We start from the raw sequence: 13,182 nt of genomic DNA, 5'->3' as shown, positions 1-13,182 counted from the left end.
CCGCACTCGTCCCGTCTCCCATTGAGCACGGGCCGATCCCTGGGCGTACCTCCTAGGGGAAAGCTGTTGGGTGCGGAGCAAGGGGTGAGACCATGACCGGCGCGGACCAGCCCGTTCACGGGACGCAGGCCGTACGGCCCGATACCGACCGCCGTCCGCTGAGTGAACTGCTCGACCGCGAGGGCAGGTTGGAGCCCGGCCGGGCGGCCGGGATCGGTCTGAGCCTCCTCGACGTCATCGGCGCCGCCCACCTCAAGGGCATCACCCACGGCGATCTCAATCCGGCGCGGCTGCTGCTTCTGCCCGACGGTGAGATCGTTCTCAGCGGGTTCGGCGCCACCGGCAAGGCCGCCTCCCGCCCGGTCACCGACCCCGCGTTCGCCTCCCCCGAACAGGTCCGCGGTGACGGCGCGACCCCGGAGTCCGACCTGTGGTCCCTGGGCGCGATCCTCTTCGTCATGGTCGAGGGCCACCCGCCGCATCCCGACTGGAGCGGGCTCGACGTGACCAGGGCCGGACCGCTCACCCAGGTGATCCACGGGCTGCTGCGCGCCGACCCCACCGCGCGGCTGACCGAACCCCTGATCCGCCAGGCCCTGTTGCGCGCCCTCGAGCGGGACCGGCCGGCCGCCGAGACACGGACCGCGGCATGGCTGCCCTGGCTGCACGGCACCTGTGAGGCACTGCGGCCCGGAGGCCACCGGCTCGAGGGTCGGAGAGGCCGGCCGAAGGTGGCGATCGCGGCCGGAATCGCCCTGGTGGCGGTCGCCTCGGCGGTGGCGCTCGCCTCGACCGGCGTGCTGTCCGGGGGCGGTGACGACCGCGCCACCGCCCCCACCCGCAGCGCGTCACCGCCGGACGCGCCACGGCCGAGCCTGCCGCGCGAGCCCACCCCCTCCACGTCCCCCTCGCCCTCCTCCCCCGCCGAACCCTCGGCCCCCGCGAGCCCCTCGGCCCCGGCCTCCCCCTCGAAGCCGCCCGGCAAGGGCGGCGGTGGCGGTGGCGGTGACCGCGAGGACGCCTTGGCGTTCGTGCGCTTCACCGCCGAGGAGGAGGGGTTCTCCATCGACATCCCCAAGGGCTGGAAGCGGGTGGAGAGCGGTTCGCGGTTCCATGTGAAGTTCGCGCCCCAGGACGAGGACGACGGCCGGGACCTGGTCGTCACCTTCGGCAGGGGCTCCGAGGACGACGACCCCGTGGAGGTGTGGGAGAGCCTGGTGCCGTCGCTGGAGAAACTCACCCCGGGTTTCCAGCGGATCGACGACATCCGCAGGGTGGACTACCGCGACTGGAAGGCCGCGGACATGACCTGGTCCTCCGCCGTCGGCGGCGATCCGTTCCGCACGTTCGGCCGCGGATTCCTCGTCGGGGGCGGCCGCGGCTTCTCCATCCGCTGGACGACCCCGGCGGACGAGGCGGACTCCACGGAGAACGAGCGGGCGCTCGGAATCTTCCTCAAGTCCTTCGCGGAGACCGAGGACTGAGCCCTACCGCCCCGGTGCGGTGGCCGCCCATGAGCCGCTATACATTCGGTGTATACACATGGCGTATAGTGCCGCGCATGCCTCAAGCGCACCTCCTGCCGATCACCACGGCCGCCGCCGTCTTCCCGCTGCTCGCCCTGGTGCTCCTGCTGCCGACCGCCGTCGTCCTCTACCGGCGCCACGGCGTCATGTCCCAGGGCCGGACGCTGTCGCTGTACGGCTTCCTGTACTACGCGCTGACCGCCTTCTGCATGACCGTCGTTCCGCTGCCCCGTCAGTCGGCCGACATGTGCGCCCGGTTCGGCGCCTTCTCCCGGCCCCAGGTGGTCCCCGGCAACACCTTCGCCGACATCTGGAAGGAGGCGCACCACAAGGTCACCCCCGGCGCGCTGGTCCTCCAGAACCCCGCCGTCGCCGGAGCCCTGCTCAACCTGGCGCTCCTGGTGCCGCTCGGGATGTTCCTCCGCTACCACGTGCGCTGCGGGCTGCGCGCCGCCACCGCCGCCGGACTGGCGTCCTCGCTGTTCTTCGAACTGATCCAGTACTCCGGGGTGTGGGGCCTCTACGACTGCCCGTACCGGCTCTTCGACGTGGACGACCTGCTCACCAACACCGCGGGCGCGGCACTCGGCTGGCTGCTCGCCGGTCCGCTCCTGCGGGTGCTCCCCGCGCTGGAGACCCTGGACGGCCGGGCGCGGGCGCTGCGCCCGGTGCCGTTCGGACGGCGGCTGGTGGCCCTGATCGCCGACCTGGCGGGGTTCCTGGTGGCGGTGGCCGTGGTGAGCGAGACGTTCGCGTACGGGGACGCCGAGCGCGAACTGTGGGTGCTGGCCGGGGTGTTCCTGCTGTGGTTCGTCGTCCTCCCGCTGCGGACGGGGGCGACGCCGGGCAAGCGGCTGTTGCTGCTGCGGCTGGAATCCGCCGACGGCCGCCCGCTCACCCCCGGACGGCTGGCCGTCCGCGCCGCGCTCGTCGGGGCGGCGGCGCTGCCCCTGCTCATGGGGATGGCGCTGGCGTCGGCAGTAGTGCTGTCCACATCATCACTGCCCGGAACGGCCGAGCTGACCGAACTGTTCACGCTCACCCGCGCATCGCTCGGCGCCGACGCCGTGGCCCTGACGGTCCTCGCCCTGGCCCTGCGCCACGGGCTGCGCACCCTGCGGCACCCGGAGGGACTGGCCCCGCACGAGCGGCTGTCGGGGATCCGCACGAGGGCGCTGCCGCATACGCGGGCGGCGGGGGCGGAGCCCGGAGCGAAGCCGGTGGCCGGAGCCGGGGTGATGGCCGGAGGGCCGTCGTCCGCGCTCCCGCTCCCCGTCAGGCGTGACGCGATGCCAGTTCCACGACCGTGACGTCCGGCGGCGCCCCGACCCGCACCGGCGGCCCCCAGGCCCCGGCTCCGCGGGTGACGTACAACTGGGTGTCGCCGTACCGCTCCAGCCCGGCGACGGTGGGGTTGGCGAGCGCCGCGACCAGGTCCCCGGGCCACATCTGGCCCCCGTGGGTATGGCCGGAGAGCTGGAGGTCCACACCGTGGTCCACCGCGTCGTGGATCACCACGGGCTGGTGCGCGAGCAGTACCGAGGCCCGCGACCGATCGCGGTCACCGAGCGCCCGCTCGAAGTCCGGCCCCTCGCCCTCGTCCTCCCCCGCCACGTCGTTCACTCCGGCGAGGTCGAAGCCGGGCAGTTCGGTGCGCGCGTTCTCCAGGGGGTGCAGCCCCAGTTCCCGTACGTGATCGACCCATTGGCGGGCACCGGAGAAGTACTCGTGGTTACCGGTGACGAAGAACGAGCCGTGGCGGGAACGGAGTTCACGCAGCGGCTCGGCGGCGGGCCCGAGATCCGCCACGCTGCCGTCCACGAGGTCGCCGACGACGGCGATGAGGTCGGGGTTGGTGCGGTTGATCGTCTCCACCACCCGCCGGGTGTGGGCGCGCCCGAGGATCGGTCCGAGGTGGATATCGCTGACGACGGCGATCCGGAACCCATGGGCCCGCCGGGGCAGCTTGGCCAGCGGTACGGTCACCCGCTTCACGCGCGGCCCCCGGAACACGGTGGCCGCGCCGTACGCCACGGTCCCCGCCGCGACGGCAGTGGCCCCCACGGCGATCCCCCGCGCCACGAACAGCCGCCGCGACTGCTCGCCGGCGGCCGCGGAGGCTTCGGGACCGCCCGGAACGCCGTCGTCGGCGGACACCACCGCCGACGGAGCATCCACCGCACCGGCCGCCCCGGACCCGCCGGACGCCTCACCGACACCGTCGGAGCCGCCGGGCTCACCGGACACCACCCCGGCGTCCGGCACGCGGGACGCTCGGGCACCACGGGGAACGCCCAAGCCCTCCGAACCACCGGGGTCACCGGGGTCACCGGGGTCACCGGCCGTACCCGATGCCGCCGCCCCGGCCGACAGGCCACCCGCATCACGACTGCCCGCAGCGGCCACCGCCTCCGACGCATTGGCGACCGCGCGACCCTGCTCACCGGACGGCTCACCGCCACCGCCAGAGCCGCAGGGCGCCGCCCCGGCGTCCGGCACGCGAGGCGTTCGGACATCACGGAGAGCACCCGGGCCCTCCGGGCCACCGGGCGTACCCGATGCCGCCGCCCCGGCCGGCAGGCCACCCGCACGGGGCCGGGCGGCACGGAGGAGCAGGGGGCGCAGGGCCTCGCCCAGCAGGAGGGCCAGCGTCAGATAGAGGAGCAGCGCGAGCCACAGGTAGCCGGGCCACGCCAGCACGCGCTGGAGCGCGAACGGCGCTCCGGCGCGGCCCGCGACCAGCGCGCCCACCGTGGTCAGCGGCAGCGCAACGGCCGCCGCCGTGCCCGCGCGGCGGGCGAGGCCGCCAAGGGCCGTCGTATCGCGGATCAGCCGCACCCACAGATACCGGTGCACCCCGGCCAGCAGTCCGACGACAGCCAGTGCGATCAGGACGAAGAGCACGACCATCCCGGTTAATCCCCTTTTGTCCGCCCAGAGTGACTAGCGAAACGGCTACTCCACGGGGTCCTTCCTGCGCAGAGCGCGCAGACCACGCAACCCGATCACTCCGATAGCCGTCCCCAAGAGAAACGAGGTGATCGCGAGCAGCAGATGCACCCAAAAGTACGCGGTGGGGTCGCCGGAGTCGTCGAAGGCGAGACCGCTGCTGTCCTTCCAGAGGTTTTTGACAAAGGTGAACCAGATGACCCAGCTCCAGACCCCGAAGGCGAGCAGGAACCAGGACACGGGGCGGCTGAGCTTCATGGTCTCCAGTATGGGCGCACCCTCGGATGCCTCCACGCGGGGGTCTGACGCCCATACGACGGCGGTCCTGTCGCCGACCACAGGAACGGCGGGTACGTTCACCAACGTGCAGACATGTTCATATGCTTCCGCGCCGCGTACGGGCGACGCGGCCGGTGGGGCGCGCGCGACCGACAGCCGCCGCCGTATCGCCGTACCCCTGATCGCCGCCGGCGTACTCGCGCTGTCCAGCCTGCTGCCCACCGCGCCGGCGTTCGCCGACGACGTACCGGGCGCCGCGGACGGCCCCGGAGCCGTGAAGCCTCCGGCCCAGATGTCCACGGTCGGCGGGAAGCGGCTCGGCCACCCCGGCACCCAGGTGGACCCGAAGGCGGGCGCGCCGCGGCTGCCGAAGGGGCTCAGCGGACGGTCGTGGCTGGTGGCCGACGCCGAGTCGGGCGACGTCCTGGCCGCGCACAACGCCCACTGGCAGCTCCCGCCCGCCAGCACCCTGAAGATGCTGTTCGCCGACACCCTGCTGCCCAAGCTGCCCAAGGAGCAGAACCACACGGTGGTGCCCTCGGACCTGGAGGGGATGGGCGAGGGCAGCAGCCTGGTCGGGGTCAAGGAGAACTACAGCTACTCGGTCCACGACCTGTGGCTCGGGGTGTTCCTGCGCTCCGGCAACGACGCGGTGCACGTGCTCTCCGCGATGAACGGCGGCAAGGCGAAGACGGTGCAGGAGATGCAGGCGCACGCCCGCCAGCTCAACGCCCGTGACACCCATGTCGTCACCCCGGACGGCTACGACGAGAAGGGCCAGGTCAGCAGCGCGTACGACCTCACGCTCTTCGCCCGCTCCGGCCTCCAGAAGGCGGACTTCCGGGAGTACGCCTCGACGGCGTACGCGAAGTTCCCCGGGGACTACAAGAAGGGCAAGGACGGCAAGAAGACCCGTCAGAGCTTCGAGATCCAGAACACCAACCGGCTGCTGACCGGCTTCGGCATCCCGACCTACAAGGGGATCGCCGGGGTCAAGAACGGCTACACGACGAACGCGGGCTCCACCTTCACCGGTGTCGCCCAGCGCGGCAAGCGGGTGCTGCTGGTCACCGTGATGAACCCGCAGAAGGCCGCGCCGAGCGAGGTCTACAAGGAGACCGCGAAGCTCTTCGACTGGGGCTTCAAGGCGTCGGGCTCGGTGAATCCGGTCGGCACGCTCGTCCGGCCGGGCGCGGCGGGCGCCAACCAGAACCGGACGACCGCGCACGGCAACGGCACGGACGAGCACACCCAGGCGTCGGTCTCCTCGGACGGCGGTTCGGGCAAGTGGACGGCGATCGGCATCACGGGCGGCACGCTGGCGCTGCTGGCCGCGGTGGCGTACGCGGTGCACCGCCGCCACCCGCTGCCGGAGCTGGTGCGGCGGCGCGGCCGCGGCTGAGCGGGCCGGGTCAGTCCAGGGGGTTGGCGGGGCCGGCGGATTCGGGCTTCGGCTTGGGCGTCGCGTCGGACCCGCCGCTCCCCGCTGTCCCGCCGTCGGCCTTCCCGGCCTCGTCGGCCTCCTCCGGGCTCTCCGCACCGGACCCGGTGGCGGTCCAGGAGGAGCAGTACAGGGTCAGCTTGGCGGTGAAGTTGATCCACAGCAGCAGCGCGATGGGGACGCCGAACGCGCCGTACATGCTCTTGGCCGCCACATCCCGCAGATAGCTGCTCAGCAGCAGCTTGAGCAGCTCGAAGCCGATCGCGCCGATGAGGGCGGCGACCACGACGCGGCGGCGCGGCGGTTCGACCCCGGGCAGCCAGGTCAGCACGTAGCACAGCAGCACGAAGTCGGCCACGACGGCGACCATGAAGGCGGCGGCCCACAGCAGCCAGCCGCCGGCGCCGTCCTCGGGGATGCCGAGCAGCCCGGCGACCCGGCCGACGGCGGTGGCCGCGAGCGTGGAGAGGCCGAACGAGACGAGGGCGACACCGCCGAGGCCCAGCAGCACGCCCGCGTCCTTGAGCTTGCGGGCCACCGGATTGCCGGGGTCCTCCTCCAGCTCCCAGACGGCCCGCAGGCATTCGCGCAGCGAACCCACCCAGCCGATACCGGTGAACAGCAGCAGCGCCCCCGCGACGACCCCGATCGTGCCCGCGTTGTCGACCAGGCCGCCCAGGTCGAGCTGACCGGAGATCCCGGGGATCTGCTCGGCCAGCTTCTTCTGGAGCTGATGCATCTGGGACTCGGTGAGCGTCGCGGCGCCGATCGCCGCGCCGACCGCGATGAGCGGGAAGAAGGCGAGGAAGCTGATGAAGGTGATCGCGGCGGCGAGCCGGGTCCAGTGGACGCGGTCCAGCCGCTCATAGGAACGCCAGGCGTGGGTGCGCATGAGCTGGGCGATCGCGGGGCCGACGACTGGCAGCCGGGTCAACCATTCCATGATCAGCAACTACCCTTCTGCACGGTTTCTCCCCTCGGCACACGGTGAGGTGCACAGAAGGTCGGAATCCGGGTTCCCCGGAACACGCGCGCCTAGCGCGACCGGCAGGGCGAAACGTGGGGCGGCGGAACCGGGACGGGAATCGGTCTGATCATGGATCTCACCGACGGCGGTCCATCAGTCGGCACAGCGGCCGCAAACACCGCGCCCATCACCCGTTCCGGTGAACGTGGCTGACGCGGTGTCGGATGGCGACGGGGCCGAGCCCCGGCTGCCCGGCTCGCGGCACGCCGGGGTACGAAATCAGCAGGAGGGCGCGGCCGGGCGGGAGAGATCGACCTGACGGGGCACCATGGGCGTCCCGCCGTCCGTCGGCTCACCCGCGCCGAAAGGGTACTCACGGTCCAGCCGCCACACCCCGTCGGCGCCCTGCTCGTAGAGGGCGAAGCCGGTGATCGTCCAGGCCGCCGCATAGTCCTTCAGCTCGGCGAAGGCCCGGTCCATGGCCTCCTCGTCGATGCCGTGGGCCACGGTGACGTGCGGGTGGTACGGGAACTGGAGCTCACGCGCGCACGGCCCGGAGCTCTCCCGGATCCGCTCCTGGAGCGCGGCACACTCGTCCACACCCTCCACGATCCTGACGAAGACGACCGGCGAGAGCGGCCGGAACGTGCCGGTCCCCTCCAGCCGCATCGGGAACGGCCGCCCTTCGGCGGCCACCCGGGCCAGGTGGTCCTCGATGGCCGGGAGCGCCGAGGCCTCCACCTCGGTCGGCGGCAGCAGGGTGACATGGGTGGGGATGCCATGGGCGGCAGGGTCCCCGAAGCCCGCGCGCCGCCCCTGGAGGTAGCTGCCGTACGGCTCCGGGACCGCGATCGAAACGCCGAGCGTTACGGTCCCCACTGCGTTCTCCCTCCTGGCCCTCCCGGGCTGCTGGACTCGATGCCGCTGCACCGGTGTCAGTGTGGCGGCTGTGCCGCCCTCGCGGCTAGGTGCCTCGGTCCTTCGGCACACAGGCCCTAGGGCCCCCTGGCCGGGAGCCCGGACCCGGGTGTACTGCTGTCGCGCACGCCCCGCGGCGCACCGGCCCCGCGCCCGACCGCCGCGCGAGGAGCGCCCGACCGGTGCGCGACCGGCGCTCGCCGGTGTCCCGCCGGTGCCCGGCCGTCAGTGCCTGGCGGGCAGGAAGCCCACCTTGTCGTAGGTGACGGCCAGCGTCTCGGCGGCGACGGCCCGGGCCTTCTCCGCCCCCTTGGCGAGGATCTTGTCCAACGTCCCCGGGTCCGCCAGGTATTCCTGCGTCCGCTCGCGGAACGGTGTCACCCACTCGACCAGGATCTCGGCGAGGTCGGTCTTGAGCGCGCCGTAGCCCTTGCCCTCGTAACGGCTCTCCAACTCCGGGATGGCGGTGCCGGTGAGCGTCGAGTAGATGGTCAGCAGATTGCTGACTCCGGGCTTCTTCTCCTCGTCGAAGCGGATCTCGGTCTCCAGGTCGGTGACCGCGCTCTTGATCTTCTTCGCGGAGACCTTGGGCTCGTCGAGGAGGTTGACGATGCCCTTCGGGGTGGACGCCGACTTGCTCATCTTGATCGTCGGGTCCTGGAGATCGTAGATCTTCCCGGTCTCCTTGACGATGTACGGCGCCGGGACGGTGAAGGTCTCGCCGAAGCGGCCGTTGAACCGGTCGGCGAGGTCACGGGTGAGCTCGATGTGCTGACGCTGGTCCTCGCCGACGGGGACGTGGTTGGCCTGGTAGAGCAGGATGTCCGCGACCTGGAGGATCGGGTAGGTGAACAGGCCGACGGTCGCCCGGTCGGCGCCCTGCTTGGCCGACTTGTCCTTGAACTGGGTCATCCGCGACGCCTCGCCGAACCCGGTGAGACAGTTCATCACCCATCCGAGCTGCGCGTGCTCGGGCACATGGCTCTGGATGAAGAGGGTGCAGCGGTCCGGGTCGAGGCCGGAGGCGAGCAGCTGGGCGGCGGCGAGGCGCGAGTTGGCGCGCAGTTCGGCCGGATCCTGGGGGACGGTGATCGCGTGCAGGTCGACCACGGTGTAGAACGCGTCGTGGGTCTCCTGGAGCGCGACGTACTGCCGGATCGCACCGAGGTAGTTCCCGAGGTGGAAGGAGCCTGCGGTGGGCTGGATACCGGAGAGCGCACGGGGACGATCGAGGACCATGGCACCCATTCTCTCAGGTGTGGAACCCGGCTCCGTCCGCCGGTGTATGAAAGGTGTGAGGACGACACGGAGGGCGCGGGAGGGGGACCTCGTCGCGCGGGACGAAGCGGGGATCATCGCGCGGGTGCGCGCCGGGGAAACCGAGGCGTACGCGGAGCTGATGCGGGCGTACGCACCGGTGGCGCATCGCACGGCGGTGCTGCTCGGAGCCGGTGCCGATGCCGAGGATGTGGTGCAGGACGCCTTTGTGAAGGCGTATCTCGCGCTGGGCGGCTTCCGCGACGGGGCGGCGTTCCGGCCGTGGCTGCTGCGGATCGTCGCCCGCGAGACCAGTAACGCGATCCGCTCGGCGCGTCGGCTGCGGTCGGCGGTCGACCGGGAAGGGGCGCTGGGCGGGACCGCGGCGGTCATACCGGAATCGGTCGACCCGGCAGCGCTGGCGATGGCGGGTGAGCGGCGGGCGCGGCTGATGACCGCTCTGGATCAGTTGAGCGCGGACCAGCGGCGGGTGGTGATCTACCGCTATCTGCTGGATCTGGACGAGGCGGAGACGGCGGAGGCGCTGGGCTGGCCGCGGGGCACGGTGAAGTCGCGGCTGAGCCGTGCGCTGAGACGGCTGGAGCTGCTGCTCGGCCCGGATGAGGCGGAGCGGACCCGGGGGCGGGACCGGAGCGAGCGGGGCGCGCGGGGTGCGCGCGCCGTGCGGAGTGCGCGGGGCGGGCGGCAGACCCGGGCCTCGCGGGGAGGCGGAGCATATGACCGGAGTGCGGGAGGCGGCGCCGGCCGGGGGCCCGGCCGGGCTGCCGGAGGAGCTGCGGGCGCTGGGGCGCGCGCTGGACGGTCCACCGGGCGGCTCGCCCCGGGGCGGGCCGGATGAGCCGGAGGGCCCGATGGAGGGCGAGACGGTGGTGGAGCGGGTGATGGCCCGGATCGTGGGGCTGCCGGTGCCGGTGCCGCCGGAGCGCGGCCGGATCCGGGAGGAGCAGTGGTGGCGGGCCCTGCCCGGCCTGGCGGCCGGGCAGAGCACCGTCAATTCGGTCAGGCGGTCGGCAGACCGGGAGCCGGGTGGGCCGCCATGAGCTCGGCGACCTCGTTCCTGATCTTGGCGAGACCGGAGGTGTCACCGCTCCGGGCGGCGGTCACCCCGCGGTCGATCCAGCCGGCCACGGCGGGCATGTGCTCGGTGCCCAGTCCGCGTGAGGTCAGGGAGGGGGTGCCGATGCGGATACCCGAGGGATCGAAGGGCTTGCGGGGGTCGAAGGGCACGGTGTTGTAGTTCACCACGATCCCGGCCTCGTCCAGGGCCTTGGCCGCGACCTTGCCCGGCACCTCCTTGGGGGTGAGGTCCATCAGGATCAGATGGTTGTCGGTGCCGCCGGAGACCAGGTCGAACCCACGGGCGAGCAGTGCCTCGGCCAGCGCCTTGGCATTGGCGACCACCGCATGGGCGTAGTCACGGAAGGAGGGCTGGGCGGCCTCATGGAGGGCCACCGCGATGGCGGCGGTGGTCTGGTTGTGCGGACCGCCCTGGAGACCGGGGAAGACGGCCTTGTCGAGGGCCTTGGCATGGGACTCGCGGGCCATCAGCATCGCGCCGCGCGGACCGCGCAGGGTCTTGTGGGTGGTGGTGGAGACGACATCGACATACGGGACCGGGGAGGGGTGGGCCCCGCCCGCGACCAGTCCGGCGATATGCGCGATATCGGCGACCAGCACCGCGTCCACCTCGCGGGCGATCTCCGCGAAGGCGGCGAAGTCGATCGTGCGGGGCACGGCGGTACCACCGCAGAAGATCAGCTTGGGCCGCTCCTTGCGGGCCAGGTCACGGACCTCATCGAAGTCGATCATGCCGGTGTCCTGGCGCACCCCGTACTGGACACCGCGGAACCAGGAGCCGGTGGCGGACACGCCCCAGCCGTGGGTGAGATGGCCGCCCATCGGCAGGGACATCCCCATCACGGTGTCGCCGGGCTCGGCGAAGGCGAGGTAGACGGCGAGGTTGGCGGGCGAGCCGGAGTAGGGCTGGACATTGGCGTGGTCGGCGCCGAAGACGGCCTTGGCCCGGTTGACGGCCAGGGTCTCCACCTGGTCGATGACCTGCTGGCCCTCGTAGTAGCGGCGGCCCGGGTAGCCCTCGCTGTACTTGTTCTGGAGCACCGTGCCCGACGCCTCCAGCACGGCCGAGGAGACGTAGTTCTCGCTGGGGATCAGCCGCAGGGTCTCGGACTGGAGCAGTTCCTCGGCGCCGACGAGGGCGGCGAGTTCGGGGTCGGACGCGGCGAGGGCGGGATGGGAAAGGGGCAGGCTCATGGCATTCCTCCGGGGCGATCGGTGGTGGTCCGGTCGTGATCCCTTCGGTGCCCAGGCGGGCGGCACCTCGTGGCGCTGTGGCCGCGCACCGCTTCCTCGTGGTCGGTTCCACGCTCGGCTCGCCAGTCACGGTGCGCGGGCCCACTCTAGTAGGCAGCCCCTCCCTCGCGGACAGCCGACGTGCCCGGCCGCCATCCGGGCCCCGGATCCACCCGGCGCCGAAGCCCCGGCGCCCGGCACCGAAGGGAGTACGCGTTGTCCACCCCGGATCCGCTCACCCGGCGCGCCCTGGCGGCCGCCGAGGCCCACAGCGCGCACAACTACCATCCGCTGCCCGTGGTGATCGCGTCCGCGGAGGGCGCCTGGATGACCGATATCGAGGGCCGCCGCTATCTGGATCTGCTCGCCGGATACTCCGCGCTCAACTTCGGGCACGGCAACCACCGGCTGATCGAGGCGGCCAGGGCCCAGCTGGAGCGGGTCACGCTCACCTCGCGCGCCTTCCACCACGACCGCTTCGGGGCGTTCTGCGCGGAGCTGGCCGCGCTGTGCGGGATGGAGATGGTGCTGCCGATGAACACCGGGGCGGAGGCGGTCGAGACGGCGGTGAAGACCGCCCGGAAGTGGGGCTACCGGATCAAGGGCGTCCCGGACGGCCAGGCGAGGATCATCGTCGCCGAGAACAACTTCCACGGCCGGACGACCACCCTCGTCAGCTTCTCCACCGATCCGGAGGCCCGTGCCGACTACGGCCCCTACACCCCCGGGTTCGAGATCGTCCCGTATGGCGATCTGACGGCGCTGGAAACGGCGGTCGACGCCGCCCCGGCGGACACCGTGGCCGTGCTGCTGGAGCCCGTCCAGGGCGAGGCGGGGGTGCTGGTGCCGCCGCCGGGCTATCTGGCCGGAGTCCGGGAGCTGACCCGGTCCCGCAAGGTGCTGTTCATCGCGGACGAGATCCAGTCCGGGCTGGGCCGCACCGGGACCACCTTCGCCTGTGAGCACGAGGGCGTGGTCCCGGACGTCTATGTGCTGGGCAAGGCGCTGGGCGGAGGGGTGGTGCCGGTGTCGGCGGTGGTCTCCTCCGCCGAGATCCTCGGGGTCCACCGGCCCGGGGAGCACGGCTCGACCTTCGGCGGCAATCCGCTGGCCTGCGCGGTGGCGCTGGAGGTGATCGCCCTGCTGCGGACCGGGGAGTTCCAGCGGCGGTCCGCGGCGCTCGGTGAGCGGCTCCACCATGAGCTGGGGCTGCTGCGGGAGGCGGGCCGGGTGACGGAGGTGCGCGGCCGGGGGCTGTGGGCGGGGGTGGACATCCCCGCCGGCCGGGGCACCGGGCGGCAGATCTCCGAGCGGCTGATGGACCGCGGGGTGCTGGTCAAGGACACCCACGGCGCCACCATCCGGATCGCCCCGCCGCTGGTGATCAGTGAGGAGGATCTGCTGTGGGGCCTGGAGCAGCTCACGGCGGTGCTGTCGGAATGAGACCCGCTTAGGCCCTGTCCTGCCGATCTTCGTGGGCCCGCGACGCCTGGCACCGCACCTCGCCGCGTTGT

12 protein-coding genes and 1 riboswitch are annotated in these 13,182 nt (G+C 72.3%); of the genes, 6 read left to right on the top strand and 6 right to left on the bottom strand.

Annotated features, from left to right (window positions below; translation table 11 throughout):
• The first annotated feature begins 92 nt into the window (after positions 1 to 92).
• Together NMK44_RS18710 and NMK44_RS18705 are read left to right on the top strand one after the other, a co-directional pair.
• Positions 93 to 1,484, top strand: a complete 1,392-nt coding sequence (locus NMK44_RS18710; protein WP_254744486.1) for a serine/threonine-protein kinase — start codon at positions 93 to 95, stop codon at positions 1,482 to 1,484.
• A 77-nt stretch (positions 1,485 to 1,561) separates the two neighbouring features.
• A complete protein-coding gene (locus NMK44_RS18705) occupies positions 1,562 to 2,836 on the top strand; it encodes a VanZ family protein (RefSeq protein ID WP_254744484.1) in 1,275 nt (424 codons plus the stop codon).
• On the opposite strand, the gene NMK44_RS18700 is transcribed toward NMK44_RS18705, so the two are convergent.
• Positions 2,802 to 4,436 carry a metallophosphoesterase gene (locus tag NMK44_RS18700; protein ID WP_254744482.1) on the bottom strand — a complete coding sequence of 545 codons (1,635 nt, stop codon included), beginning with the start codon at positions 4,434 to 4,436 and terminating at the stop codon, positions 2,802 to 2,804. The genes NMK44_RS18705 and NMK44_RS18700 overlap by 35 nt on opposite strands.
• 45 nt (positions 4,437 to 4,481) lie before the next feature.
• On the bottom strand, positions 4,482 to 4,733 hold the full coding sequence (locus NMK44_RS18695) for an SCO4848 family membrane protein (protein WP_254744480.1): 252 nt from the start codon (positions 4,731 to 4,733) through the stop codon (positions 4,482 to 4,484).
• 10 nt (positions 4,734 to 4,743) lie between these two features.
• Between NMK44_RS18695 and NMK44_RS18690 the strand changes: the two genes are divergently transcribed.
• Positions 4,744 to 6,156 carry a D-alanyl-D-alanine carboxypeptidase family protein gene (locus NMK44_RS18690; RefSeq protein ID WP_374215295.1) on the top strand — a complete coding sequence of 471 codons (1,413 nt, stop codon included), beginning with the start codon at positions 4,744 to 4,746 and terminating at the stop codon, positions 6,154 to 6,156.
• A gap of 10 nt (positions 6,157 to 6,166) precedes the next feature.
• Here NMK44_RS18690 and NMK44_RS18685 read toward each other — a convergent pair whose 3' ends face one another.
• The 3 genes from NMK44_RS18685 to trpS form a co-directional block, all read right to left on the bottom strand.
• Positions 6,167 to 7,138, bottom strand: coding sequence for a YihY/virulence factor BrkB family protein (locus NMK44_RS18685; protein WP_254744476.1), 972 nt, complete (start codon positions 7,136 to 7,138; stop codon positions 6,167 to 6,169).
• 303 nt (positions 7,139 to 7,441) lie between these two features.
• Positions 7,442 to 8,041, bottom strand: coding sequence for a 2'-5' RNA ligase family protein (locus NMK44_RS18680; RefSeq protein WP_254744474.1), 600 nt, complete (start codon positions 8,039 to 8,041; stop codon positions 7,442 to 7,444).
• A gap of 264 nt (positions 8,042 to 8,305) precedes the next feature.
• On the bottom strand, positions 8,306 to 9,319 hold the full coding sequence (trpS, locus tag NMK44_RS18675) for a tryptophan--tRNA ligase (protein ID WP_254744472.1): 1,014 nt from the start codon (positions 9,317 to 9,319) through the stop codon (positions 8,306 to 8,308).
• Between the two features lie 55 nt (positions 9,320 to 9,374).
• Here trpS and NMK44_RS18670 point away from each other — a divergent pair, with 55 nt between their 5' ends.
• On the top strand, positions 9,375 to 10,196 hold the full coding sequence (locus NMK44_RS18670; RefSeq protein ID WP_374215294.1) for an RNA polymerase sigma factor: 822 nt from the start codon (positions 9,375 to 9,377) through the stop codon (positions 10,194 to 10,196).
• A gap of 13 nt (positions 10,197 to 10,209) precedes the next feature.
• Positions 10,210 to 10,398: a hypothetical protein gene (locus NMK44_RS18665; protein WP_254744470.1), complete on the top strand. Its 189-nt coding sequence runs from the start codon at positions 10,210 to 10,212 to the stop codon at positions 10,396 to 10,398.
• Here the strand turns inward: NMK44_RS18665 and glyA are convergent.
• Positions 10,358 to 11,629, bottom strand: a complete 1,272-nt coding sequence (glyA, locus tag NMK44_RS18660; protein WP_254744468.1) for a serine hydroxymethyltransferase — start codon at positions 11,627 to 11,629, stop codon at positions 10,358 to 10,360. The two genes, NMK44_RS18665 and glyA, sit on opposite strands and share 41 nt — an antisense overlap.
• 42 nt (positions 11,630 to 11,671) lie before the next feature.
• A riboswitch (ZMP/ZTP riboswitch) is annotated at positions 11,672 to 11,769 on the bottom strand.
• Between the two features lie 115 nt (positions 11,770 to 11,884).
• Here glyA and rocD point away from each other — a divergent pair.
• Positions 11,885 to 13,111, top strand: coding sequence for an ornithine--oxo-acid transaminase (gene rocD, locus NMK44_RS18655; RefSeq protein ID WP_254744466.1), 1,227 nt, complete (start codon positions 11,885 to 11,887; stop codon positions 13,109 to 13,111).
• Positions 13,112 to 13,182 lie beyond the last annotated feature (71 nt).

Source organism: Streptomyces cucumeris (assembly GCF_024295805.1).
In the GTDB taxonomy this organism is placed as follows: Bacteria; Actinomycetota; Actinomycetes; order Streptomycetales; family Streptomycetaceae; genus Streptomyces; species Streptomyces cucumeris.
The sequence above is the reverse complement of the archived record's forward strand: the minus strand, read 5'-3'. Positions and strand labels throughout refer to the sequence as shown.

Bases quoted from the DNA above. Each gene is read 5' to 3' on its own strand.
- NMK44_RS18685 (WP_254744476.1), bottom strand. From the start codon at position 7,138: ATGGAATGGTTGACCCGGCTGCCAGTCGTCGGCCCCGCGATCGCCCAG.
- NMK44_RS18705 (WP_254744484.1), top strand. From the start codon at position 1,562: ATGCCTCAAGCGCACCTCCTGCCGATCACCACGGCCGCCGCCGTCTTC.
- NMK44_RS18690 (WP_374215295.1), top strand. From the start codon at position 4,744: ATGGGCGCACCCTCGGATGCCTCCACGCGGGGGTCTGACGCCCATACG.
- NMK44_RS18710 (WP_254744486.1), top strand. From the start codon at position 93: ATGACCGGCGCGGACCAGCCCGTTCACGGGACGCAGGCCGTACGGCCC.
- trpS (WP_254744472.1), bottom strand. From the start codon at position 9,319: ATGGTCCTCGATCGTCCCCGTGCGCTCTCCGGTATCCAGCCCACCGCA.
- NMK44_RS18695 (WP_254744480.1), bottom strand. From the start codon at position 4,733: ATGAAGCTCAGCCGCCCCGTGTCCTGGTTCCTGCTCGCCTTCGGGGTC.
- NMK44_RS18700 (WP_254744482.1), bottom strand. From the start codon at position 4,436: ATGGTCGTGCTCTTCGTCCTGATCGCACTGGCTGTCGTCGGACTGCTG.
- glyA (WP_254744468.1), bottom strand. From the start codon at position 11,629: ATGAGCCTGCCCCTTTCCCATCCCGCCCTCGCCGCGTCCGACCCCGAA.
- NMK44_RS18665 (WP_254744470.1), top strand. From the start codon at position 10,210: ATGGAGGGCGAGACGGTGGTGGAGCGGGTGATGGCCCGGATCGTGGGG.